At 69.6% G+C, this 24,127-nt stretch carries 22 protein-coding genes; 8 read left to right on the top strand and 14 right to left on the bottom strand.

Annotation, left to right across the window (positions count from 1 at the left end; genetic code table 11):
* Positions 1-37 precede the first annotated feature (37 nt).
* The 9 genes from ACGFRG_RS01895 to ACGFRG_RS01855 all read right to left on the bottom strand — a co-directional run bounded on the left by ACGFRG_RS01895 (position 38) and on the right by ACGFRG_RS01855 (position 9,634).
* On the bottom strand, positions 38-1,948 hold the full coding sequence (locus ACGFRG_RS01895) for an ABC transporter ATP-binding protein (protein WP_393260352.1): 1,911 nt from the start codon (positions 1,946-1,948) through the stop codon (positions 38-40).
* Positions 1,945-2,379, bottom strand: coding sequence for a lasso peptide biosynthesis B2 protein (locus tag ACGFRG_RS01890; protein ID WP_393260349.1), 435 nt, complete (start codon positions 2,377-2,379; stop codon positions 1,945-1,947). The genes ACGFRG_RS01895 and ACGFRG_RS01890 overlap by 4 nt, the downstream gene beginning before the upstream one ends.
* Positions 2,376-2,630: a lasso peptide biosynthesis PqqD family chaperone gene (locus ACGFRG_RS01885; RefSeq protein WP_361416994.1), complete on the bottom strand. Its 255-nt coding sequence runs from the start codon at positions 2,628-2,630 to the stop codon at positions 2,376-2,378. Before ACGFRG_RS01885 ends, ACGFRG_RS01890 begins: the two co-directional genes overlap by 4 nt.
* Positions 2,631-2,655: 25 nt before the next feature.
* Positions 2,656-4,512 (bottom strand): lasso peptide isopeptide bond-forming cyclase, encoded by a 1,857-nt coding sequence (locus ACGFRG_RS01880; protein ID WP_393260346.1) that lies wholly within the window; start codon positions 4,510-4,512, stop codon positions 2,656-2,658.
* Positions 4,513-4,539: 27 nt separating this feature from the next.
* Positions 4,540-4,650, bottom strand: coding sequence for a keywimysin-related RiPP (locus ACGFRG_RS01875; protein WP_107470783.1), 111 nt, complete (start codon positions 4,648-4,650; stop codon positions 4,540-4,542).
* Positions 4,651-5,024: 374 nt separating this feature from the next.
* Entirely contained in the window at positions 5,025-5,642 is a 618-nt protein-coding gene (locus ACGFRG_RS01870) for a TOPRIM nucleotidyl transferase/hydrolase domain-containing protein (protein ID WP_393260343.1), read from the bottom strand.
* A 51-nt stretch (positions 5,643-5,693) separates the two neighbouring features.
* Positions 5,694-6,275, bottom strand: coding sequence for a hypothetical protein (locus ACGFRG_RS01865; protein ID WP_393260341.1), 582 nt, complete (start codon positions 6,273-6,275; stop codon positions 5,694-5,696).
* A gap of 120 nt (positions 6,276-6,395) precedes the next feature.
* Complete coding sequence (locus ACGFRG_RS01860; protein WP_361416978.1) at positions 6,396-8,135, bottom strand: glycoside hydrolase family 6 protein; 1,740 nt, start codon at positions 8,133-8,135, stop codon at positions 6,396-6,398.
* A gap of 44 nt (positions 8,136-8,179) precedes the next feature.
* Positions 8,180-9,634, bottom strand: coding sequence for a cellulose binding domain-containing protein (locus ACGFRG_RS01855; protein ID WP_393260338.1), 1,455 nt, complete (start codon positions 9,632-9,634; stop codon positions 8,180-8,182).
* A gap of 269 nt (positions 9,635-9,903) precedes the next feature.
* Here ACGFRG_RS01855 and ACGFRG_RS01850 point away from each other — a divergent pair, with 269 nt between their 5' ends.
* Positions 9,904-12,825: a glycoside hydrolase family 48 protein gene (locus ACGFRG_RS01850; protein WP_393260336.1), complete on the top strand. Its 2,922-nt coding sequence runs from the start codon at positions 9,904-9,906 to the stop codon at positions 12,823-12,825.
* An 82-nt stretch (positions 12,826-12,907) separates the two neighbouring features.
* On the opposite strand, the gene ACGFRG_RS01845 is transcribed toward ACGFRG_RS01850, so the two are convergent.
* Positions 12,908-13,402 (bottom strand): cupin domain-containing protein, encoded by a 495-nt coding sequence (locus ACGFRG_RS01845; protein ID WP_393260333.1) that lies wholly within the window; start codon positions 13,400-13,402, stop codon positions 12,908-12,910.
* 80 nt (positions 13,403-13,482) lie between these two features.
* On the opposite strand from ACGFRG_RS01845, the gene ACGFRG_RS01840 reads away from it, so the two are divergent.
* Positions 13,483-14,334 carry a LysR substrate-binding domain-containing protein gene (locus ACGFRG_RS01840; protein WP_393260330.1) on the top strand — a complete coding sequence of 284 codons (852 nt, stop codon included), beginning with the start codon at positions 13,483-13,485 and terminating at the stop codon, positions 14,332-14,334.
* A gap of 12 nt (positions 14,335-14,346) precedes the next feature.
* Here the strand turns inward: ACGFRG_RS01840 and ACGFRG_RS01835 are convergent, their stop codons facing one another.
* Positions 14,347-14,553 (bottom strand): hypothetical protein, encoded by a 207-nt coding sequence (locus ACGFRG_RS01835; protein ID WP_393260801.1) that lies wholly within the window; start codon positions 14,551-14,553, stop codon positions 14,347-14,349.
* Between the two features lie 159 nt (positions 14,554-14,712).
* Between ACGFRG_RS01835 and ACGFRG_RS01830 the strand changes: the two genes are divergently transcribed.
* Both ACGFRG_RS01830 and ACGFRG_RS01825 read left to right on the top strand, forming a co-directional pair.
* Complete coding sequence (locus ACGFRG_RS01830; RefSeq protein WP_393260327.1) at positions 14,713-15,984, top strand: MFS transporter; 1,272 nt, start codon at positions 14,713-14,715, stop codon at positions 15,982-15,984.
* A gap of 160 nt (positions 15,985-16,144) precedes the next feature.
* Positions 16,145-16,885 carry a class I SAM-dependent methyltransferase gene (locus ACGFRG_RS01825; protein WP_393260325.1) on the top strand — a complete coding sequence of 247 codons (741 nt, stop codon included), beginning with the start codon at positions 16,145-16,147 and terminating at the stop codon, positions 16,883-16,885.
* A gap of 97 nt (positions 16,886-16,982) precedes the next feature.
* Here the strand turns inward: ACGFRG_RS01825 and ACGFRG_RS01820 are convergent, their stop codons facing one another.
* Together ACGFRG_RS01820 and ACGFRG_RS01815 are read right to left on the bottom strand one after the other, a co-directional pair.
* Complete coding sequence (locus ACGFRG_RS01820) at positions 16,983-17,837, bottom strand: class I SAM-dependent methyltransferase (protein WP_393260322.1); 855 nt, start codon at positions 17,835-17,837, stop codon at positions 16,983-16,985.
* Between the two features lie 181 nt (positions 17,838-18,018).
* Positions 18,019-18,555: a hypothetical protein gene (locus ACGFRG_RS01815; RefSeq protein WP_361416957.1), complete on the bottom strand. Its 537-nt coding sequence runs from the start codon at positions 18,553-18,555 to the stop codon at positions 18,019-18,021.
* 307 nt (positions 18,556-18,862) lie between these two features.
* Between ACGFRG_RS01815 and ACGFRG_RS01810 the strand changes: the two genes are divergently transcribed.
* Together ACGFRG_RS01810 and ACGFRG_RS01805 are read left to right on the top strand one after the other, a co-directional pair.
* The gene (locus tag ACGFRG_RS01810) at positions 18,863-19,531 is read left to right on the top strand and encodes a HEAT repeat domain-containing protein (protein WP_393260320.1); all 669 of its coding nucleotides are present in this window, start codon (positions 18,863-18,865) and stop codon (positions 19,529-19,531) included.
* Positions 19,532-19,537: 6 nt separating this feature from the next.
* Positions 19,538-20,542, top strand: coding sequence for a MerR family transcriptional regulator (locus ACGFRG_RS01805; protein WP_393260318.1), 1,005 nt, complete (start codon positions 19,538-19,540; stop codon positions 20,540-20,542).
* Positions 20,543-20,560: 18 nt separating this feature from the next.
* On the opposite strand, the gene ACGFRG_RS01800 is transcribed toward ACGFRG_RS01805, so the two are convergent.
* The gene (locus tag ACGFRG_RS01800; protein ID WP_393260315.1) at positions 20,561-21,256 is read right to left on the bottom strand and encodes an SDR family oxidoreductase; all 696 of its coding nucleotides are present in this window, start codon (positions 21,254-21,256) and stop codon (positions 20,561-20,563) included.
* Between the two features lie 100 nt (positions 21,257-21,356).
* Between ACGFRG_RS01800 and ACGFRG_RS01795 the strand changes: the two genes are divergently transcribed.
* A complete protein-coding gene (locus ACGFRG_RS01795) occupies positions 21,357-22,184 on the top strand; it encodes a LysR family transcriptional regulator (RefSeq protein ID WP_393260312.1) in 828 nt (275 codons plus the stop codon).
* A 108-nt stretch (positions 22,185-22,292) separates the two neighbouring features.
* A complete protein-coding gene (locus ACGFRG_RS01790; protein ID WP_393260309.1) occupies positions 22,293-23,942 on the top strand; it encodes an FAD-binding oxidoreductase in 1,650 nt (549 codons plus the stop codon).
* Positions 23,943-24,127: the final 185 nt, after the last annotated feature.

The raw sequence follows: 24,127 nt of genomic DNA, 5'->3' as shown, positions 1-24,127 counted from the left end.
CGGAATTCTCCATCATGTGAATCTGCTGACATCTGGTTCACTCATGCTGGCCACGCCTTTCCGGGCGTGGCCAGTATCCGTTTGGTGGTATCTGCGCGCTGCCGTTCCGCGCGGCGGAGGGCAAGGCGGATCCGGGTGTGAGCATCTGGCCGGCGGCGAGTTCGCGGTATGCGGGGCTCGTGGTGAGCAGTTGTTCGTGGCGCCCGCAGGCCATGGCCCGCCCGCCCTCCAGGACGACGATCCGGTCGGCGTGCCGGACGGTGGACAGGCGATGCGCGATCACCAGAAGGGCGCACTCCTGGGCGGCATCCCGCATGGCCGTGGTGAGCGCCGCCTCGTTGATGGCGTCGAGGTGCGAGGTCGGTTCGTCGAGCAGGAGCAGAGCCGGCCGGGCGAGCAGCGCGCGGGCCAGGGCGACCCGCTGCCGCTCCCCGGCGGAGAGGGTCGCGCCGCGCTCGCCGAGCACGCCCGACAGACCGCCGGGCAGGCGCCGGACGACCCCTTCCAGTTGGGCGAGTTCGATGACACGGTGGATCTCGGTGTCGTCGGCGTGGGGCACGGCGTACGTGATGTTGTCACGCAGGGAGCCGTGTACGACGTGGGTGTTCTGGTCGACGACGGCGATACGCGCCCGGCACCGGTCGCGGCTCAGCTCGCTCGCGGGACGGCCGTCGAACAGGAGGGTTCCCGCATCCGGTTCGTAGAAGCGGGCCACCAGCGCGAAGAGTGTGCTCTTGCCCGCTCCCGACCGTCCCACCAGGGCGACCTGCTGACGGTGCGGAACGATGAAGGAGACGCCGCGCAGTACGGGCCGGTCCGGCTCGTAACCGAAGTGGACATCCCGCAGGGTGAGTGCCGCCGTCGGCTGCGACAACGGGGCGGCGGGATGCGACGCGGGCCGGGCGGGCTCGGGGGAGCGGGTGGTGGTGGCCCCCGCGGCGATGGTGTGTGCCGGGGGCTCCGGTTCCGCCGGGAGGTCATGTGCCTCCGCCACCCGTTGGTAGGCGCCCATGCCGCGCTGGATGAGACCGACGGCCCGGAAGACCGACGACAGGGGCAGGACCAGGTACGAGGCGTACAGCAGGAAGGCGACCAGGTCGCCGAGCGAGCCCGTGTGGCTGTTCACCCGCAGACCGCCGATGACCAGGACGAGCAGGAAGGAGCCCTGGACGGCGAGTTCGACGGCCGGACTCATCACCGAGGCCAGCTGCGCGGTCCGTACGCCCGCGCTGTACGCCTGGTCGATCCGCTCGCCGATCCGCGCGGCCTCACGTTCCTCCGCCCGGTGCACCCGGACCATCGGCAACGCGCCCAGCGCGCGCTCCAGTTCGGCGGCGATGGCGCCGACCGAGTTCTGTATGCGTTCGGACGCGGCTCTGATGCCTTTGAGCAGGGAGGCCACGATCACGGCGGCGGCGGCCACCGTGAGGGCGACCAGGAGCAGCAGCAGCGGGTCCAGCCACATCATCAGCGCGATCGCGCCCGCCGACACGAGCGCCCCCGTCCCCAGGTCGACCAGCGCCTGGGCCACCACCTCCCGCAACAGGGTGGTGTCGGCCGTGACCCGGGAGATGAGGTCGCCGGTGCGATGCCGGTCGTACTCCTTCATCTCCAGCCGGAGCAGATGCCTGACCAGACCGTGCCGCATCCGGCACACGATGCGCTCACCCATGCGCTCCAGCAGGAACCGGCCCATGGCACCGGTCACCGCTTCGACGGTGAAGAGCGCGCCCAGGAGCGCAAGGAGCGACCAGAACGTCCGGCCCGCGCCGCTCGCGTCCACGATGCGTTTGGCGACGAGTGGTTGGGCCAGTCCCAGGGCGGAGCCCACCAGTGTCAGCACGGTGGCGAGAGCCATGGCGCCCCGGTGTCCGGCGGTGAGCCGGAACATGGTGACGACCGCGCCCCGGGTCGTACGGTCGGGAGCCTCGGCGGGTGACCGGGTCATCGAGCGGGCCGGTCCACCGGGGTGACGGCCATCAGCCGGGTGAAGTAGTCGTCGGGCACTCCTTCGTCGACCGGGCGGCCGTCGGCCTCGATCCAGGCATGCGCGGTGAACGGCGGCACGATCCGTGCCCCCGTGCACCAGGTGGGCCAGCTGCCGCCCAGTCGGCACAGCAGCGCGGCCCCCAGCGAGCGGGGCAGACAGCCGCGCGGCCCGGCGCAGCGCAGACTCACGGCGCACATCGCGTCGCGGGCGTTCTTCGCCTGGGCGGGCGTCGCCGGCGCCGCGCCACGGCGTACCAGATTGAGGACGCGGCGGATGCGGCGAGGCGGCAGGAAGGAGAGCGCGACCGCGGGAAGCAGGGCCAGCCGGGCGCCCAGCCGCCGGGCGCAGGGCACACCGCTGGGGCGCTCCAGCGCGCTGGGCGTGGTCATGCGGCGAGTCCCGAGGCGCGCAGTTCGGCGACCAGGTGGGTGACGTCCCGCCGCGCCCGCTCGCGCTCGATGTCGAACTCCGCGACCAGCGCGTCCGTGGCCGCCGCCTCGTCCTCGCCGCCGAGCAGCGTCTCGATGATCAGCGTGGCGGTGGGGTTCAACTCCCAGTACTGGCCGCTGCGTTCATCGAGCAGGACGGTTCCGTAGTCGGTCTGCGCGGTGGAGACATCGGGGCCGAACCGCAGTGCCATGGTGGGGGTGCCTTTCGCTGGAGGGTCAGATGGAGGTGGTCGCCCCGGTCTTCGCGCCGCGCGGCAGACCGCGCAGCCATACCTCGGCGGCGATCGTGGAGTAGAGGATGGCCTGCTGCAGTCCGGGCGTCGCGGGCCGCAGCGCGAGGTCGCGCAGCGCGTCGCCGTTCACCAGGCCGAGGTGTTCCAGCCGTGAGTCCTCCCACAGGGCGAGCAGATCGGCGCGGTGCTCGCGCAGCCCGTTGGACGCGTCCATGGACGCGTCCGCCTTGTTGCTGCGCCGCAGCCACTCCTGCGGGACGACGTCCCGCATGGCGGCGGTCAGCAGGGGTTTGTACTGCCAGGGCGACACCCGTTCAGCGGGCCGGACCGCGAGGAACGCCTCGATGACGCGGTCGTCCAGGAACGGCGACGCCATCGGCACACCGGCCCTCGCGGCCATCGCGTCCCACTGACGGATGATGCGGGTGCAGGAGCGGATCTGTTCCAGATCGGCGTGCAGACCGCGGTCACGGTGGAGCGGCTGCGCGCTCTCGGCCGCCGCGCGCAGCGCCCGTGCGGCCAGCCACTCGCCCTCGGGCGTCACCCAGTCGAACAGGCGCGGCGCCCCGCCCCAGCCGAGGGCGCCGGTGACGGTTGCGGGAAGGGGGTCGCGCAGCTGCCCGACCGAGTCCCTCAGCCACTTCCCGTACGGCCGCGCATCGCTGAGGGCGCGGGCCGTGCCGCCGAGCGGCCACTGCCACAGGGCACGGAATCCCCGCAGCTGCCGCAGGGCGAAGAGGGGCCGGGTGCGCAGGAGACGGTGGTAGTACGCCTCGGAGCACCAGGCCACATGGTCGCCGCCGATCCCCGTCAGATGCAGACGGCTGCCCCGCTCGGCCATGCCGGGCAGATGGTGCAGCACGCGGGAGCGGTCCATGACGCCGATGGTCGGTTCGTCGAGCAGGTCGTCGATGGTGAGCAGATCGGTGTACACGAGCGGAGAGGCATCGGCGTCCCAGACGACGTGTTCGACGTCCGGCAGGAACCCGGCGGCTTGCCGGGCCCAGTGCAGATCGGTGTCGGCCGGGTCGCGCCCGGGCCAGGTGCTCGCCACGACATGGGCGGGTGAGCGGTCGGCGAGGAAGCAGATGGAGGTGGAGTCCAGGCCCCCGGACAGGTCGCAGCTGACCGTACCGCCGTGCCGTGTACGGGTGTTGACGGCGTCCGCAAGTGCGTCGCGGGCCAGGTCCGCGCCGGCGGTGAGCGTCCGTACCGGCTCGGGAGGAGTCCACCAGCGCGAGTGGCGGGCGGCCCGGCCGTCCGGCGCGACGATGAGGGCGTCCTGCGGGGGCACGGTGGTGACGCCTCGCCAGAGCGGTGTTTCCTGCAGCGGATGCGGAACCGGCCACAGCAGCCGGACCGCCACCTGCTCCACGTCCGGTTCCTCGCCGAGGGCGGCGCCGAGTACGTCGGCGCGGGTGGCCGCGACGCGTACCCCGCCGATCTCCGCGTGGAAGACGAGCCGCAGTCCGGATGCCGTGCCCTGTACCCGGAGCCGCCCGTCGAGCGCCGCGACGAGATGGAAGCTGCCGGGAGTGGAGCGGGCCAGCGCGTCGAGCTGGGCGAGGTCCCGTAACTGTGCGGCGCGGTGGCTCAGTCGGGCGGTGTCGAGTGGAGAGCACCCGATGACGGCGAGGGCTGCGGGACCGGCCTGGGCGGTGACGATCTCGTCGTCGTGCCACCGGCCGATCAACCAGGGACGTCCCGAGGCGTGGGGCAGGGTACGAGTTCCGGGGCGGGCGAAGAGGCGGGCCGCGGCGGCCGCGTCCTCGCGGTCCGGAAAGACCGCGAAGTGCGCGTCGCCGCGGCCCGGACTCGCACCTGCGTGCGTGTCAGTCATGACGTCGAATGGACGTACCGTCGACCGTCAGTTCTTGCTGAGAATGAGGCGGTCATTCCCGTGGCGCTGCAGAAGTCCCGTCTTCTTCCGGAAAGAACCCAGCCGGACGAGCGTCGGCGCCTCGTACGCCTTCTTCATGACGACTCCGTTCTGCTCCCTCTGACTGAACGTCACCACCACCGGGGGAGTCCGGAGGCGGCCAGGGGCAACGGTATGTGCAGGTCGGGTGGGGCTGGCAAGGACGTCAGAGGTTATATGATTCTCCGACAATCATGGCAATGAGGGGAATGTTTCGGCCATCAGGTCCGGACCATGGGTCTGTGTGGAATATGCACTCAACACCCCGCACGCGACGACCGTAACGATTTCATCAGCACACTTGGTAAAGCCTTGAGTATCGATGACAAGGGGGCGCACCACCGCAGCGCGATCCAGGCGCCGGGCGCTTGTATTTCCCTCTCGCTACTTTCCCGCCTCGCGCCCGGCAATTGTGCGCCCCTTACCTCAGTCGGTCAGAGACTCTTGAGGAGAGCGTCGAGCGGGGTCGGGACGTCTTCGGGGCCGAGGGCCTCGACGAGGAGGCGGCCGTAGCGGATCTTGCGGCCCTTCTTGGTGCCGAGGAAGCGCCGCAACTGCTGCTGCCGGGGCCGACCGTGCTGTGCGGGCTGATGCAGGAAGGTCTGCCAGGCACGGAAGTCGCCTTCGGCCCCGACGATCTCCTCGACTCTCGCCGTGCCCAGCGCGCGGATGAGCTCGTCCTCCAGGTCCCTCACGCACACGAAGAACCCGGCGTCCGGCGCCCCCGCCCGCTCCAGGCCGCGCTCGTAGAAGCGTCGCTCGCCCTCGTCGCACAGCCCCACCAGGCGCAGGCCGAGCCCGGGCGGACCGAGGAGGGCGGCGAAGCGGCCCACACTCATCGCCCCGCCCATCGACACGACGCACACCCCCTCGTTGGCGAGTTCCCGCCCACGCCGCGCGGCCAACGCCTCGACGGCCGCGAGATCACTGGGCCCTTCCAGCAGCACGGCCGTCCGCACCCCCAGCTGCCCGGCCAGCTCACTTGCCGCCCCACCGGGTCCACCGCTCGCCGAGCCACCGACCGCGTCCCGGAACGCCCGCATGTCCGCCATGGGGCGAGTCTGCATGCCCACCGACCGCACAGCACGCAATTCTTCGCGTCGTCAGTGGCCGCCGCTCGGGGTCTCGCAGCCGGTGTGGTCGGGATAGCCGCCGAACGCGTCCGCCCGGGTGGCCGTGCTGTTCATCGTGCCCTCCACGCACACCGGCCAGGCGTCGGCCTCGATGAGGAAGCCGACCCCCGAGCCGTCCTGGTAGGACCGCGTCTTCCCGGCGGGATAGCCCAGGCCGGTGAGCGCGCTCAGGGTGCCCTCCGGCGTGAAGTCGCCGCGTTTGCGCAGTGGTTCGAGCGCACTCTTGACCCGTTTGATGGCGGCGAGCCCGTCGCAGCGGTGCTTGCCGTGCAGTTCGAAGGGCACCCTGAAGCCGTGGTTCTCGGCGTAGTGATCGCCGGGCGCAGGGGTGACCGAGGCGGTCGGGGTCGGCGTCGACGGGGCGCTCTCGCCGGGGCACGCGAAGTCCGCCGGTGTGCTCGGTGTCGATATCCCGGTCGGTGTGGGATGCGATTTCCGGTAGGCGTCGGCGGCATCCCCGGACCGCTGTGTCCCGCATCCTGCCGCCAGCACGGCCAGTACCGCCATCGGCAGCGTTCCGCGCCGGATCCCCGTCATTCTGATCATGGTCATGCCTCGATCTTCCCTCGCGTACGGGCAGGGCGTCATCCGTACGCGTACTCATCGGGGGGCGAGGCGATGGGAGCCGGCGGCCCGCGTTCCCCAAGGGCGCGGGCCGCCGGAACGTATCGCTCAGAGCGCGGGATACGCGTTCTTGAGCAGTTCCTGGAACTGGGCCGAGAACCAGTGGCCGGCCAGCGGGGCGTTGGGCAGCGCCCCGGACATGTTGTTGCCGTTCCGGACGTTGCCCGTGTACGTCGGGTCGCACATCCGGTCGAAGCCCTTGCCCTCGTCGTTCGGGATCGCCGAGCTGGAGCCGTCGGACTCGCCCGGCGCCTTCACCCACAGATAGGCGTCGATGCCGGGTTCCGGCGCGGCCTTCGGACGTTCACCGAGACCCGCACCGGCCTGGTTGCACCAGTTGCCCAGGTGGATACGCCGGTCGGTGCGGCTGCCGTTGACGTAGGCGTCCAGGCTCGACTTCGCGGCGGGCCCGCTCGGGCGCGCGGCGCCGCCCCAGCCGTTGCGGGAGGTGTCGATCAGCATGCCGATGTTCGGGCTGAACCCGGCCGTCACCAGACGGGAGCGGAAGGCCTGGGCGTACGAGAGCTCATCGACGTACCGGTTCCAGTCCACCCACTTCGACTGCCGCACCGATGTGCCGTTCACCGAGTCGTCGATGGAGAAGTAGGGCTCCTTCAGCGCTCCGTAGTTGGCGGTGTTGCTGATGAAGCCGGTGACGTACTCCAGCTTGGACCCGGAGGCCTGCGCGGCCTGGGCCAAGAGGTCGGCGGACGCGCCGAAGTTGTCGTCCCAGCCGAGCCAGCCGTGGTGACCCGCGTCGATGTAGTTGTAGACGTTGGCGATCGGGCCGAGCTTCGACAGGGCGTATCCGACGCCGTTCACGTAGTTGCCGTTGGCCTTCATGGTGTCGCAGGCCGGGGTGGCGGTGGGCCGGCCGCTCGTGTTGGTGACGAGGTTGGGCAGCGAGTCGATCTCGACGACCGTGGTGATACGCAGTGAGGCGTACTTCGGGTCGGCGAAGATCGCGGCTATCGGGTCGATGAACTCGTTCTTGTACCGGTCGAGTTCGGTCGGCCCGAGCTCGCCGTTGGAGGCGAGCGCCGAGCAGTCGCGGCCGGGCAGGTCGTAGATGACGAAGTTGATGGCGAGCGGCTGCCCGCCCGCCTGCCGCAGCGCCTCGTCGAGGTGCGCGCGTACGCCCATGCCGCCGCCCACACCGTTGATCGCGGCGATCCGGTCGAGCCATACCGACGTCGGGGTGTTGGCGACGGCGCTGCCGCCGGGCTCGGCGGCGGCCTTGGCCTTCCACTCGGGGTTGACGTAGAGCTTGGCCCCCGCGAACGGGTTGTCCACCTTGCCGCCGGTGGGCGGGGGTGTGGTGGTCGGTGAGGGGCTGGGCGAGCCGGGGGTGCCCGCGCCGGTGCAGGTGGTGCCGTTGACGGCGAAGGCGGCCGGAGCCGTGTTGGTGCCGCTGTAGGTGAACTGGCCGCCGGGGGAGACCGAGGCGCCGGGCGCGATCGTCCTGTTCCAGTCGAGGTTCTTGACCGTGACGGTTCGGCCCGACTGCGACCAGGTGCCGTTCCAGCCGTTGGTCAGCTGCTGGTTGCCGGTGTAGTCGTAGGTCAGCGCCCAGCCGTCGATCGCCGCCGTCCCGGCGTTGCTGACCGTGACCGTGGCGGTGAAGCCGGAACCCCAGTCGTTCGCCTGGTAGTTCACGCTGCACGCGAGGCCCGCGGCCTGCGCGCCGCCCTGCAGGAACGCGGCCGTGCCCGCGGCGGCGACCAGGACGGTACAGGCGGAGAGCAGTGCGGTTCGTCTGGGCGTGGACGCTGTTGTCGTGCGGCTCATGATGTCCTCTCGGGGAACGGAGAAGGGTGGATGGGCAACCCGGATCAGGAGGTGAGGGCGCGCAGGTGATCGCGCAGACCGATGCCGTACGCGGTCGGCGTGCCGTCGTACGAGGTGATCAGGGCCGGCCCCGTCGAACAGTCCCAGGTGTTCCAGGCCCAGCCGAGGTAGGACGCGCCCTTGCCGTCCAGCCAGGCCATGGCGCGGTCGATGTAGGAGTGGCCGCAGTCGTTCTCGCCGATCTCTCCCGCCACGAGCGGGACGCGGGCGAGGACGGGCGCGAGGGTGGAGCTCCAACAGGACTCACTGACGCAGGAGTTGAAGTTGTAGCCGTGCCAGGCGGCGGCGAGGTTCCCGGTCGCGTCGTGGGGCTGGAAGGCGAGCCACTGGCTGAGGTCGTTGGAGTACGTGAGGCCGCCCGCCAGTACGGTGTTGGTGGCTCCCGTGCCGCGCACCGCGTCGAGCAGGTCCTGCATCCCGGCCACCTCGTAGCCGATGCCCGGGCAGGTGCCGCCGTCGCGCCAGCAACGCCACGCGGCCGCCGTGTCGGATGTGGCGCGGTCCGGATAGGGCTCGTTGAACAGGTCGAGGACCACCGCCGGATCGGCTTTGAAGGTGCGGGCGACCGAGGACCAGAAGGCCGGGGCGTACTGGGCGTCGGGCATCGGCTTCTGGCAGGTGGCGTGCACATCGGCGCAGCCCGAGGAGTTGCCCGTGTACACGCCGTGGGTCCAGTGCAGGTCGAGGAGCGGAGTCATACCGTGCGCCTCGACTCTCTGCACGAGACCCTGCACGGCCGAGATGTAGTTCGCCCCGGAGTACTGGGACTTGACGTTGTCCAGGCCCAGCCAGCACTCCTCGTTGAGCGGAATGCGCACCGTGTTCGCGCCCCAGTCGGCCATGGTCTTCACGGACGCGTCGTCGACCGGTCCGTCGAAGATCCCGTACCCCTGGACGCACAGGAACTCGGCGCCCGAGCGGTTCACGCCGAGCAGCCTTCGGGTGGTGCCGCCCGCGTCGACGAGCCGGTTCCCGGAAACCTTCAGCGCCGGGGCGGCTCCCGGCGGCTGCGGGGAGCCCGGGTCGGCGTTGCAGAGCGTGCCGTTGAGCGTGAACGCCGTCGGCGCCGGGTTGGTCCCCGACCACGAGGCGAGGAACCCGGCGGTGGCGTCGGCGCCCGTGGCGAGTGTCCCGTTCCAGCTCTCGTTGAGGGCGGTGACCGTCGTGCCCGCGGACTGGGACCACTGGGCGCTCCAGCCCTGGGTGAGTCTCTGCCCGGCGGGGAAGTCGAAGCCGAGTCGCCAACCGCTCATCGGAGCCGAGTTGTTGGTGACTTTCACTTGGCCCTGGAACCCGGTGGCCCACTGGCTCGTCACCGTGTACTCCACCGTGCAGGCCGGGGACGCGGCGACCGCCTGCGGGCGGGGCGGAAGCAGCACCGAAGCGGCTGCCAACAGGCCGCCGAACAGCAGCACAACAAGGCGCGGGGGGTGTCGCATGAGCGACTCCTTGCAGCTCGGGCGCGCCGCTTCGGCGCGCCGACTGAATGGAACCGCTCCCACTGGTTGCTTCGGACGTTAGCGCCCAACTAGCTCTGAAACCAGAGCAGTTGTCAAACTCTTCAATTGAAGTGGCCCTGGCAGGCCGATCTCGTGCGGACCCTTGACAGCCCTGTGTACCTCCCGCATTTTGGGAGCGCTCCCATTGGTTCAGAGCTTGTGCACAGCACCGCACCCCCCATCGCCGAGCCGCTTGGAGTGACCCCCACATGCCACCGCGCACCAGACGCAGGCGAAGCGTGCGCCGCCTGCTCCTCACGTACGCCACCGCACTCTCGCTGCCCCTCGCGGCGAGTGTGGCCGGAGCTGTTCCCGCAGCTCACGCGGCCGCCGTCCAGTGCGGCGTCGACTACAAGACCAATGACTGGGGTTCCGGCTTCACCGCCGACATCACGGTCACCAACCGGAGCTCCACCCCGGTGGACGGCTGGACGCTGACCTACTCGTACGGCGGCGACCAGCGGCTCACCAACGGCTGGAACGGCACCTGGTCCCAGTCCGGTCAGTCCCTCACGGTCAAGGCGGCCGACTGGAACAAGACGATCGCCGCAGGCGCCGCCGTGACCACCGGCGCCCAGTTCGCCTACAGCGGCGCCAACGCGGCACCCACCGACTTCGCGCTTGACGGCACCTCCTGCACCGGCGCCCACCAGCCCCCGATCACCGTCCTGACCAGCCCAGCCGCCGGAGCCACCTACACGGTGGGCGACGCGGTGCCGCTCGCGGCGACCGCGGCCGCCGCCGACGGCGCGAGTATCAGCAAGGTCGAGTTCTACAGCGACACCACGCTCCTCGGCACGGACACCACCGCGCCCTACACCCTCGCCACCAGCTCGCTCGCCGCCGGCGACTACTCGCTGTACGCCAAGGCGTACGACAGCACGGGCGCCTCCGCGGAGTCGACGCCGGTCGGCGTCCACGTCGTCGGCCAGCCCGCCGTGGTCGCAACTCCCGCCCAACTCTCCGTACAGCAAGGCAAGTCGGCGACATTCGACGTGAAGCTGTCCACCCAGCCGGCCGCGAACGTGACCGTGTCGCTGGCCCGCGCCTCGGGCAACACGGGGCTCAGCCTGGCCTCCGCCGCGAGCCTGACCTTCACCCCGGCGAACTGGAACACCGCCCAGCGGGCGACCGTCACGGCCGACGCCACCGGAACCGGCGCGGCCGTCTTCGCCGCGACGGCCCCCGGCCGCACCAAGGCCGAGGTCACCGTCACCGAACTGGGCGCGTCCACCACGTACGACGCACGGTTCCTGAGCCTCTACGGGAAGATCACCGACCCGGCGAACGGCTACTTCTCGCCCCAGGGCATTCCCTATCACTCGGTGGAGACACTGATCGTCGAGGCACCCGACCAGGGCCATGAGTCGACGTCCGAGGCGTACAGCTATCTGATCTGGCTGCAGGCCATGTACGGGAAGGTCACGGGGGACTGGTCCAAGTTCAACGGCGCCTGGGACACCATGGAGAAATACATGATCCCCACCCACGCCGACCAGCCCACCAACTCCTTCTACAACGTATCCAAACCGGCCACCTACGCGCCGGAAGCCGACCTTCCGTCCCAGTACCCGGCGCAGCTCGACCCGTCCGTCCCGGTCGGGAACGACCCGATCGCGGGCGAGCTGAAGAGCGCGTACGGCACCGACGACATCTACGGCATGCACTGGCTCCAGGACGTCGACAACGTCTACGGCTACGGCAACGCGCCCGGAAAGTGCGAGGCGGGGCCGACGGCGGGCGGACCCTCCTACATCAACACCTTCCAGCGCGGCCCCCAGGAGTCCGTCTGGGAGACCGTCCCGCAGCCCACCTGCGACGCCTTCACCTACGGCGGCAAGAACGGCTACCTCGACCTGTTCACCAAGGACTCCTCCTACGCCAAGCAGTGGAAGTTCACCGATGCCCCCGACGCCGACGCACGCGCCGTACAGGCCGCCTACTGGGCGGACGTATGGGCCAAGCAGCAGGGCAAGGGCGCCTCGGTCACCGCGACCGTCACCAAGGCCGCCAAAATGGGCGACTACCTGCGCTACGCGATGTACGACAAGTACTTCAAACAGCAGGGCAACTGCGTCGGGCCGACGACCTGCCCGGCCGGCAGCGGCAAGAACAGCTCCAGCTACCTGCTGTCCTGGTACTACGCCTGGGGCGGCGCCACCGACACGTCGGCGGGCTGGTCCTGGCGGATCGGCTCCAGCCATGTGCACGGCGGCTACCAGAACCCCCTCGCCGCCTGGGCGCTCAGCTCCTACCCGGATCTGAAGCCCAAGTCGGCGACGGGCGCGGCCGATTGGAGCACCAGCCTCAAGCGGCAGCTGGAGTTCTACCGCTGGTTGCAGTCCGACGAGGGCGCCATCGCGGGCGGCGCCACCAACAGCTGGCAGGGCCGGTACGCGACCCCACCGACCGGCACACCCACCTTCTACGGCATGTTCTACGACGAGGCGCCGGTCTACCACGACCCGCCCTCCAACCAGTGGTTCGGCTTCCAGGCATGGTCGATGGAACGGGTCGCCGAGTACTACCAGCAGACGGGCGACACGGCCGCCAAGACAGTCCTCGCCAAGTGGGTGAGCTGGGCGCTGTCCAAGACCACCGTCAACCCCGACGGCACGTACCGCATCCCCGCCACCCTCCAGTGGTCCGGCAAGCCCGACACCTGGAACTCGGCGTCACCCGGGGCGAATTCGGGCCTGCATGTCACCGTCGCCGACTACACCGACGACGTGGGAGTCGCCGCCGCGTACGCCAAGGCCCTGACCTACTACGGCGCCAAGTCCGGCGACACGGCGGCGAAGACGACGGCCAAGGCGCTGCTCGACGGCATGTGGAACCACAGCCAGGACGCACTGGGCATCGCGGTCCCCGAAACCCGGACCGACTACAAGCGGTTCGCCGACCCGGTATACGTACCGAGCGGCTGGAGCGGGACGATGCCCAACGGTGACAAGATCGACTCGTCCTCGACCTTCACCTCGCTGCGCTCCTTCTACAAGAACGACCCGGCCTGGTCGAAGATCGAGACGTATCTCGCGGGCGGCGCCGCCCCCGTCTTCACCTACCACCGGTTCTGGGCCCAGGCCGACATCGCGATGGCCATGGGCGCGTACGCGGAGCTGCTCGAATAGCCGGTGCCGGCAGTTCCGTGCCCCGGTCCGTCCGGCCCAGCCCCGCATGGACGGACCGGGGCCTCACCCGTATCCACCCCGTCTACGCGAAGTCGGTGGCGGGCTCGGTGGCGTAACGGCTCATGGTTCGGATGGTTGCCTGTGGGGTCAGCGCCTGCCCGGCGGCGATCATGTCCTTCAGGTCCCGGAAATACTGCACGTACAGGTCGGGTGTGAACGTGCTGACCATGACGGCCGGTTGGTCGGTCACGTTGGCGAACGTGTGCGGGGTTCCGGGCGGGACCATCACGAGCGTGCCCGCCGTCGCGTCGTAGTCCTTCTCGCCGACCGTGAACCGCACCGTACCGGCGACGACGTAGAAACCCTCGTCGTGCTGGGCGTGCCGGTGCTGTGGCGGTCCGGGGGTGTGCGGTGCGAGGACGGACTCGGCGAGCCCGAGGCGGTGCCCGGTGTTGCTGCCGTCTTCGAGGACGCGCAGTCGCGTGGTGCCCAGGACGATGGTTTCACCGTCGTCCGGGCCGACCACTGATACGGCGGGGTCGGCAGTGGGTTCGCTGGCTTTCGGTTCGTCGGTCATGCTCCGATTCCACTGCCGCAGCGCCCGGACTGTCCAAGACCCGTTCTCCGGCGTCGATACCGTACGGGTATCGTCGCAGCGTGGAACTACGCACGCTGCGCTACTTCGTGGCGGTCGCCGAGGAACTTCACTTCGGCCGGGCCGCCACCCGGCTGCACATGAGTCAGCCGCCACTGAGCCGGGCGATCAAACAACTGGAGAGCGAACTCGGCGCCGCGCTGTTCGACCGGTCCTCCGCCGGTGTCACGCTCACCCCGGTGGGGGCCGTACTGCTCGACGAGGCACGCGCACTGCTCGACCGGGCCGAGCGACTACGCGTACGTGTGGCCGCTGCGGCCGGTGCCGCGACCATTACCATCGGCGTCCTCGATGGTGGCACCGACCCGAGCGCGACCCGGCTGGCCGACGCCTACCGACGGCGGCACCCGAGCGTCGAGGTCCGCATCCGCGAGACCGATCTGGCCGATCCCACCTGCGGGTTGCACGCCGGTCTTGTCGATATCGCCCTGGCCCGCGGGCCGTTCGACGAGACCGGCCTGAGCGTGCGTCAACTGCGCGCCGACCCGGTGGGCGCGCTGCTGCGCACCGACGATCCGCTGGCCCGCCGCGACAGCCTGAAACTCGCCGACCTGGCCGACCGCCGCTGGTTCCTGTTCCCCGAAGGCACCGACCCCATCTGGCAGGCGTACTGGAACGGCGGGAAATCCCGCGAGGGTCCGGTGGTGCGTGCGGTCCAGGAGTGCCGACAAGCGGTTCTCTGGAACGGCACGGTCGGTATGACCGTCCTCGGCCACGATCCGACCGACGGGCTCACCGTGGTTCCAGTGACCGACATGGCACCGAGCAAGGTGGTGGTGGCATGGAACGAGGGCGACACGAATCCCTTGATCCGCTCGTTCGTCGAGCTCGCGACCGCCTCCTACCGCGACTGAGCGCCGCGACAGTCAGTGATGGTCCCAATCGCTCGTGGACGGTGGGGCGTTGTGGGCGGCGAAGGAGCTGAAAGTCGTCCGGGCACTGCGGGCGTAGGTCCGTCGCTGCTGCTCGATGAGGAGTCCATCGGCGTTCTCGGTACGGCTGCGGCCCCGCCGCACCACCACCACGCACAGGAACACCACCAGCGCGAGCAGAAGCCCGAAAAACACGAGCATGGTGACCACGTTCAACCCCCTGATCCACACCGTCGCCGCAGTCCGCAACGGTAACTCGCAGGGTGGCCCGCCGTCACGGGGTCGGCGCTCCGCGCGCCGGACGGCCGCTGCACGCAATTGCTGTTGTTCATGCGTCACTTGGTGAGTGACCATCGGCCAATGACCATACCGAAGGGCCCCGCCTCCCTCTGGCGTCACCGAGATTTCATGCTGCTGTGGGGCGGTCAGACCGTCAGTGAGATCGGGTCCGCCGTGACCGTCCTCGCGCTCCCCTTGCTGGCCGTGGTGGCGCTGAACGCCACCCCCTTCCAGACCGGCCTGCTCAAGGCCGCCTCCGGCCTGGCCTTCCTGCTCGTCGCCCTGCCCGCCGGGGTCCTGGTCGACCGCTACGCCAAGCGGCGCCTGATGCTGTGGTGCGATGTCGCGCGCGCCGCCGTGGTGGGTCTGGTGCCGCTGCTGTGGTGGTGGGGCCAACTGGAGATGTGGCAGCTGTACGTGATCGTCGCCGTCGCCGGGGTCCTCACCGTCTTCTTCGACGTCGCCTACCAGAGCTACCTGCCGCACCTGCTGAGGCACGACCAACTGGTCGACGCCAACGGCAAGATGGGCAGCACGCAGTACTTCGCGTACGTCTCGGGGACCGGCCTGGGCGGCGCCGTCGCGGCGGTTGTGGGGGTGGCTCGCGCGGTGGCCGTCGACGCGCTGTCGTTCCTGGCCAGTGCCGTGACGCTGGCGCTGATCCGGGTGCCGGAGGAGCCGCCGGTCAAGGAACGTGCCGAGCGGCGTATGCGGGCCGAGATCGCCGAGGGCCTGAGCTTTGTCTTCCGGCACCCGGTGCTGCGCCGGATCGTGGCCTGCACCGCCAGCTCCAACCTGGGCATCAGCATCGCCGAGGCGGTCGACATGATCTTCATCGTCCGGGTGCTGAAGGTGCAGTCCGGATACGTCGGCCTGCTGCTGGCGTGCGCCACGGTCGGCGGCATCGTCGGTGGAATCGTGGCCGGGCGGATCGGTGCCCGGTTCGGCACCGCCCGCATGATCTGGGCGTCGTTCGCGTGCTGCGGCTGGACCGGCCTCCTGGTGCCGCTGGCCCAGCCCGGCTGGCAGGTGGGCCTGTACGCGATCGGGTGGTCGATCTTCTCCGCCACCGCCGTGGTCTACAACACCGGTCAGCTGAGCTTCCGGCAGGCCGTGTGTCCGCCCGAGCTGCTGGGCCGGATGAACGCCAGCGTCCGCTGGCTGATCTGGGGGATCAACCCGCTGGGCGCGCTGCTGGGCGGAGCCCTGGGCACCTGGATCGGCATCAGGCCGACGCTATGGATCGCCATGGCCTGCGTGTGGTCCTCGGGCCTGTGGGTCTACTTCTCGCCACTGCGCCATATGCGCGACGTGCCCACGCCCGGCACCGCGGCTCCCGTTGATGTTGGTTGATACGAGGTTCACCCGGTCAACTTCTTTGTGTCATCTGCCAGTACGGCGGTCGAGCGGGGCGGGGCGAGACTTTCCGCCAGGACGGCGACCTGGCGGGACTTCGATTCCGGAGGCTCGTCGTGGCCGCGTACAGGATGAGGCGATTAGAAGGGGGCGGCACGTGAGCGTGCAGCAGTACGACGAGATCGGCGAGGCGTTCGAGGGGTTCAAGTCCCTGCCGCTGATGCGTTACGGCGAGGTGCCGAGCTTCCTGGGCATGGTCGGGGACGTGAGCGGCAAGTCGGTTCTCGACCTGGCGTGCGGCACCGGTTTCTACAGCAGGGAGTTGAAGCGGCGCGGTGCCACGGACGTCCTCGGCGTCGACATCTCCGTCGAGATGATCGCCGCCGCGCGGGCGAGCGAGCACAGTGACCCGCTGGGCGTGCGCTACGAGGTCGGTGACGTGGCTGAACTGGAGCCTGCTGACCGGACGTTCGACATCGCGCTAGGAGTGCAGTGCCTCAACTACGCCGAGGACATGGCGACGATGGAGCGGATGTGCCGCAACATCCACCGGAGCCTGGCGCCGGGTGGGGAGTTCTTCGTGCTCGCCCAGAAGCCCGACTACCGGTTCGACTGTGAGTCCCTGGACAAGTACGGCTTCCGCTGCGAGCCGGCCGGTGAGACCGAGACGGGTACGAAGGTGCGGGTCACGGCTCTGCTCGACCCGCAGCCGATCACCATCGTCAGCAGCGCCCCGCGCCGCGAGGTCTACGAGGAGTGTCTGGGCGCGAGCGGGTTCAAGGAGGTGGAGTGGGTTCCGCTGCGGGTGTCCGATGCCGGCATCCGTGAGTACGGCGAGGACTTCTGGGCCGACGTGCTCGCGCACCCGCCGCTGGAGATGCTGCGCTGCCGGGCGTAAACGGCCGCCGACTGGCGGGACCTTGAATGCGGTTCCGCCGGTTGGGGCGGGGGCGCTTCCTGTGGCGGGCGGCGGAGCCGGTGACTCCGCCGAAACGTCACGGCTTGGTGGCAACGCAGATGTTGTACCGCCAGGTCTCCTGGTGCCGGTACATCTCCACCCCGCTCATCGCGTTGACCAGGCTGTCACCGTGACCTACGCCGCGCGCGAGGGCGTACGGAAGTCGGCCGAGCACCGAGAAGCACCGCAGCATGGGCAGGACCTTCTCCGTCGCGTCATAGGCCGATTCGACGACGAAACCGGCCTGTTGGAGAAGATGCACCAGATGCCCGTGCGTCATGGTGAGCATGCCCGGCATGCCGGAGAGCTCACAGACCCTGAGCAGCGCGGCCTGCGCCTGCGGCGGTAGACGGTTCTGCGGAGTGCTGGAGTATTCGCACATCACCAGCCTGCCGCCGGCGCGCAGGACGCGGAAGAACTCCGCGAGCCCCTGCCGGGGGTCGGGGGAGTGGACGAACGACTCCATGGTGTAGACGCCGTCGAAGGAGGCATCGGCGAACGGGAGGGCGTGATAGTTGGCCAGGAGGAAACGTGTGCGTCCGCCGGGCTCCCCGGCACGGGCCGACCGCTGCCGCGCGATGGCGACGTCCGGCTCGATCCCGTCGATCCCGGTGACGTGTACCCCGCTCGCCCGTGCGATCGTGCGGGCCGTGTCGCCGACCCCGCACCCGGCGTCGAGCACCGACGATGCCGGAGGCAGGGCCAGCTTCCGGGCCACGACGAGTTCCATGCGCCGCATGGCCGCCGTGAATCCCCACGGGGAATGGCCCGGCTCGTACCAACCGAAGTGGCGCGTACGGCCGAGCAGCGCCGCATACCCGAAGCGTGACCCGAACGCCCGGTAGTACGGCAGGACATGGTGCCGGTAGTGGACGTCGCTCACCTGACTCATCGCTACGGCCCCCTCAGTCGACCGGCCCCACCCACCCGAGGCTGCCGTCCTGTGCAGCTGACCACAACCGGGTCGACGGCAACTGTTCGTCGCTGCGGCGCAGTTCGCAGGACGAGGTGGCTCTGCCCTCGGAATGGAGCGACGGCCCACCAGCACGGTGGGCTGACGGCTGGGCAGCGCGTCAGGAATCGCCCGCGCGGGTAAGTGCTTCGCTGATCATGCGGGTGGCGAAATCGGGGTCCTCGGTGAGGCGGTTGATGTGTTCCGCGAGCAGGAAGGTGGTGGCTTCCAGGGGAGTCAGCTCCTCCTTGGTCCAGTCACCGTACTGATTGCGCCACAGGCTGGGACTCAGGTCGGTGCCCGCGGCGATGACCAGACCGGCCATGGTCGGGATGGCCTCGGCGCGGATGCTCTTGGGCATCATGCGCAGCGAGGTCACGAGGTGGGGCACCACGGACTCGATGACGTCCTTGTTGTGGTCCTCATAGGCCATGCGCAGCCACTTCATGAACATGAAAATGAGCGTGCAGGCGCCGTCCAGCAGGTCATCGGCTCCCGTGGGACCCAGGGACGCGATGTACTGGTCGATCAGCTTGCGTTGTTCGGGGTCGGCCCCGGTCTTGCCGGAGTGGACGCTTTTGAGCCGAGAATCGATGATCATGAGCGCTGCGCCCACATCGCCGGCGGGAGCGTACTGGGGGTCACAGGGTGATGACACAGGCTTCCTCCTCATACCACCGCGGCGGGCAGCGCGGCGTGTCCGCACAGTAGACCGCCGATGAGCCGGGCGTCCGGCGAATCCTGCTGAACCGCCGGGACGAGCGGTCCGCTCACCGCACGTACTGCTGGCCTGCCGGGCCGACGGAGCGCCGAAGGATCCCGAGCACTCCGGGCGCCAGCGGCGCCCCGCCCCGGCGCCCGCCTCTGCACGTGCGCCGCCTCTCACACATGTCCCAGGGCGGCCCGGCTCCGCTTGACCTTGACACAGTGACAAGGCTTTCACTGTGGCCAAGGAGGTGGTCCCGATGACCATGCCGACATCGGCCACGGATGCGTTGCGAGCTCTCCAGGGGTTGGAGGGTGGCTCATCGTCCGTGCGGCTGCGGGCGGCGCTGGCGGTGGGTACGGACCCTGACCCGGGGTTTGTCGACAAGCTGATCGAACGATGCGCGATCGAGCCCGAGTTCTATGTGCGCGAAATGCTCACGTGGGCACTCACCCGCCACCCGTCATCGATGACGGTCCCCAGGCTCATCGATGAACTCCGCTCGGAGCGTGCGCAGGCGCGAAGTCAGGCGTTGCACACGCTGTCCAAGATCGGGGATCGGCAGGCGTGGCCCGCGATCACACGGGAGTTGCTGTCCGACGCCGACGACGAGGTGGCGCGGAGCGCTTGGCGGTCAGCGGTCGTACTCGTGCCCGAAGGCGAAGAAGCCGAGCTTGCCGCAGAGCTGGGGGCACAGCTTGGGCGCGGGGAGCGTGAGACGCAGGTGAGCCTGAGCCGTGCGCTGACCGCACTCGGTGAGGTGATCGTGTCGACTCTGCGCACCGCGACGATGGATCTCGACCCTCGCGTGCGCGTGCACGCGATCGCCACCGAACGGCTGTTGCGCGACCCCGACACCGGATTCGAGTTCGCGATCGAGGAGGCGAAGCGCATCATGGCCCTCGGTACGAGCGGTCAGGAGGGGTGAAGAGCAGTGTTGATCGGTGATGTGGCGCGACGGTCCGGGGTCAGTGCCCGCATGCTCAGGCATTACGAATCGCTCGGCCTGGTGCGGCCGACGGGGCGTACCGAGGGCGGCTATCGAGAGTACTCCAGCGACGACATCCGGCGGATCTTCCACATCGAGAGCCTGCGCTCATTGGGGCTGTCGCTGCGTGAAGTCGGGTGCGCGCTGGATGATCCCGGCTTCACGCCTTCGGAGCTCGTCGACGACCTCATCCGCCAGACGCGAGAACGCATCGAGGCCGAGTCGGCGTTGCTCATCCGACTCCGTCGGATCGGTGCCGCGGAACCCGCCGAGTGGGAGGACGTGCTCCAGATCACCGCACTGCTCCAGGCCTTGGGGTCGGAGAGTGCCGCCAGGCGCCAGCGCGCGGCCCTGTCCTCGGTCCGAGAGGTTCCGGTGCCGGTGGAAGCTCTGGTCGAGGCGGCCTTGAGCGAGATGGATCCGAATGTCGCCGGAGCCCTTCGATGGGCTCTGGCGCAATCGGGCGACAGCGGACTGGCACTGTTGGCGGAGGGTCTTGGCTCACCGGTGGCACAGGTGCGCGAACGTGCCGTCCAGTCCATCGCCGAGATGGGGAGCGGTGAGGCGACCGCACTGCTGAAGGGCGCCCTCACCAACCCCGACATGGTGGTCCGCGGATACGCGGCTCTGGCGCTCGGGGTTCGCGGAGTGGCCGACGCGGTCCCGACGCTCATCGACATGCTCGTCGGGGAGACGCGCGACGCCGATGCGGCCGACGCTCTGAGCGCGCTGGCGAGTCGTCCGGCGGTGGCGGATCAGATCGCTACCGGTCTCGTCGACTGCCTCGCCGACGGCACCCTTGAACCGTCCGCGCGTCGACGGCTGACAGAGGTGCTGGCGGATGTCCCGGGAGTCACGGCGTCACGCGCCCTGGCAGATCTGTCACAGGACGAGGACCGTGCGGTTGCGCTGACTGCGACGTACGTTCTCAAGCTGCGCAACGCGTCGTAACCCCAGCGGACCCTTGGTCTACCAGGGCACGACCTGCCCCTGGTAGTCCACGAAGTGGAGGCCGGGCTTTCCTTGGTGGCGCTCGATCGTCTCCACGACTCCGGGAACGCTCTCCTCCACACTCAAGTCGGCCTCGGGGCCGCCGAGTTCGGTCCGTACCCAGCCCGGGTCCATGAGCAGCAGGGTCCGCGTGTCGTCGGCGTTGCGGGCGGCGTAGCTGCGCATCAACTGGTTGAGCGCGGACTTGCTGGCCCGGTACAGGTCCTGCCCGCCTTCGGTGTTGAGGGTGATGCTTCCCTGGTCGGAGGACATGACGCCGATGGTCCCGGTCGGCGCGACGAGCGGGCGAAGCGACTCCACGACGCGCATCGGGCTCAGCGCGTTGGTGATCATGACTTCGGTGAACATGTCCGTCGGGACGTCGTCGATGGGTATGTCGCCGCGGGTGATGGCGGCGTTGACGAAGAGCAGGTCGAGCGTGCGCGATGCCAGTCGGTCGCGCAGCGCCGAGATCTGCTCAGGCTCGGTCATCTCCAGCGACTCGATGGTCAACCGCCCTTCGGACGCGTCGGCCAGGTCGTGGAGACCGGTGCGCCGAGTGCCGCGGACGGTGCCGATGACGTCCCAGCCGCGCCGCAGATACTCGGCGGCGAGCCCGAGGCCGAGGGTCCGTGAGGCCCCGATGATGACAGCTGTCTTGCGGGTGTCGTTCATGTGATTCCTTGCGTGGTCAGGGCGTCGGGACTGCTGCAAGTCTCCGAGTGGCCCGGCCGGGCGTCCAATACCCTTCGGACCGCATTGATACCGTTACGGCATGGATCTGGATCTGCGAAAGCTCCGCTACTTCGTCGCGGTGGCCGAGCATCGCCACTTCGGCCGGGCGGCACAGGCGCTGTTCATCGCGCAGCCGGTCCTCAGCCGCCAGATCCGCGCGTTCGAACAGGAGCTGGGCTGCCCGCTGTTCACGCGCTCCACACGCAGCGTCGAGCTGACTGCCGCGGGAAAACAGCTGTATGACGAGGCGTCAAAGATCACCACGGTGGTGGACGGGGCGCTGCGGCGCGTGCACGAGGCCCAGCGGGGCGAGCAACGGCTCGTCGTCGCCTTCTCGGGCGGCCTGCATGTGTCGGAGGCGATCCGGGCGTTCGCGGTGAGCCATCCGGAGGTCGGTATCGATGTTCTTCCGCTGCCCTGGTTGGAACGGGACGCGCCGCTTCGTGACGGCCGCGCGCAGGTGGGATACCTTCGCGGCCCCTTCGATGACTCGGGGCTGCGCACTGTGCCCATCGGGGCCGAAACGAAGGTCGCGTGCCTGCCGGTGACGCATCCGCTGGCCACCCGCGGCGCCCTCACGTCGGCCGATCTCGACGGTGAGCCGATCCTCGACGTCAAGGCGCGGCGGACGACCTCACTGGAGGAGAAGTTCGAGCTCATCGCGTCAGGCCAGGGCATCGCGCTCGTCCCGGTCAGCATCGCGGGCTCCTACTCCCGTCCTGACCTCGTCTACCTGAAGGTCACCGACTACCCGCCCGTGGAGACCTGCCTCGCGGTGCTGGAGAGCAACTGCACCGGCCCCGTAGCGGACTTCCTGGACATCGCCACCGCGACGCTGCGCCGATCGGCGGGCCGTGAGGTGCGGTAGTCGTACGGGTTGGGTCACGCGCCAGACTGCGTCATGATGAGCCGTCAACAAGTAGTAAGAGTAGGGAAGTTGACGGCGAACCGGCGGATGCCTCGGTAGGAGGTCGTGTTGGACAGATCGAACCTCGACCCGCCCAGTCGGCGCGGGCTGCTGGCCGCGGCGGGCGCGGTGGCCGCGGGTGGTGCGGCCGCGAGCCTGGCCGGGCCGTCGGCTGCGGCCGCTGCGGCGGATACCGGTGCGACGGCGGGGGAGGGGGCCCTGTTCGGGCCGGTGACGGTCCGGCCGGGTGACACCCGGTACGACAGCCTGTTGCGCGGCAACAACTTCCGCTTCGTGGGGCGGCCGGACGAGATCCGCGTCGTCGGCTCGACCGAGCAGGTGGTGCACGCGGTCACCGATGCCGTACGGTCCGGGCGCACCGTCGCGGTCCGCAGCGGCGGGCACTGCTTCGAGAACTTCACCGCCGACCCGGCCGTACGGATGCTCCTGGACCTGTCGCCCATGGACACGGTCGGCTACGACGCGGCGCGCGGCGCGTTCGCCGTGCAGCCGGGAGCCACGCTCGGGCACGTCTACCGGACGCTGTTCAAGGGCTGGGGTGTGACCCTCCCCGCGGGCGGCTGCCCGGAGGTGGGCGCGGGCGGGCACTTCGCCGGTGGCGGGTACGGACCGCTGTCGCGCCGGTACGGATCGGTGGTGGACCACCTGTACGGCGTGGAGGTGGTGGTGGTCGACCGCGAGGGCACCGCCCGGGCCGTCGTGGCGACGCGGGAGCCGGACGACCCGCACCGCGACCTGTTCTGGGCGCACACGGGTGCGGGCGGCGGGAACTTCGGGGTGGTCACGCGCTACTGGCTGCGTTCACCCGGCGCGAGCGGGAACGACCCGGCCAAGCTCCTGCCGCCCGCGCCGCGCGAACAGCTGGCGTGCCTGGTCAACTGGGCCTGGGACGACAAGATGACCCAGCAGGCGTTCACCAGGCTGCTGCACAACTTCGGCACCTGGCACGAGCGCCACAGCGCGCCCGGCTCGCCGTATGCCGGTCTGTACGCGATCCTCATCCCGACCCACCGCAGTGCGGGCGGCTTCCTGATGACCGTTCAGATCGACGCGGACATCCCCGGCGCCGCCACCATGGTCGAGGAATTCGTGCGCGCGGTGTCCGAGGGTACCGGCCTCACCGGCAAGGTGACCCCGGTGACGATGCCCTGGCTGCATCCGACCACCTGGCCCGGCACCGGCGAGCCCGGCAACGTCGGCACCCGCCGCTACAAGATCAAGGCCGGTTATCTGCGCCGCTCGCTCACCGACGCCCAACTCGCCGCTGTGTACCGGCACTTGACCAATAAAACGGGCACGCCGGGTGGCGGAATGCTCCTCGTCGGGTACGGGGGTCAGGTCGGCGCCGTACCGTCGAGCGCCACCGCCGTCGCCCAACGCGACGTGATCATGAAGGCCGTCTACCAGACGATCTGGTCCGCCGAGTCCGACGACGCCGCCAACCTCGCCTGGGTCCGCGCCTTCTATCGTGACGTGTACGCGGACAGCGGCGGAGTCCCCGTGCCCGGCGAGGTCAGCGACGGCTCGTACATCAACTATCCCGACACCGACCTGGCGGACCCGGCGTGGAACACCTCCGGCGTCCCCTGGCACACCCTCTACTACAAGGACAACTACCCGCGCCTGCAACAGATCAAGGCCCGTTGGGACCCGCGCGACGTCTTCCACCACGCACTGTCGATCCGACCGCCCGGCTAGGGCCTGTCCGGTGGATCTGGCCGCCTTCGGTGCGGGTCGCCGTTTCGGTGCTGGTGAGTGGGGGTGTGGTGCGTCCAGTTGCAAGGCGGAGGAGGGCGGCGACGCGGAGCGTCGGCAACCGACGACAACGCGGCAGATGGGCGTGCCACACCCCCGCGTCCCAGGCCAGATCCACCGGACAGGCC

The sequence above is a fragment of the Streptomyces sp. NPDC048696 genome (assembly GCF_043198895.1).
Taxonomy (GTDB): domain Bacteria; phylum Actinomycetota; class Actinomycetes; order Streptomycetales; family Streptomycetaceae; genus Streptomyces.
The sequence above is the reverse complement of the archived record's forward strand: the minus strand, read 5'-3'. Positions and strand labels throughout refer to the sequence as shown.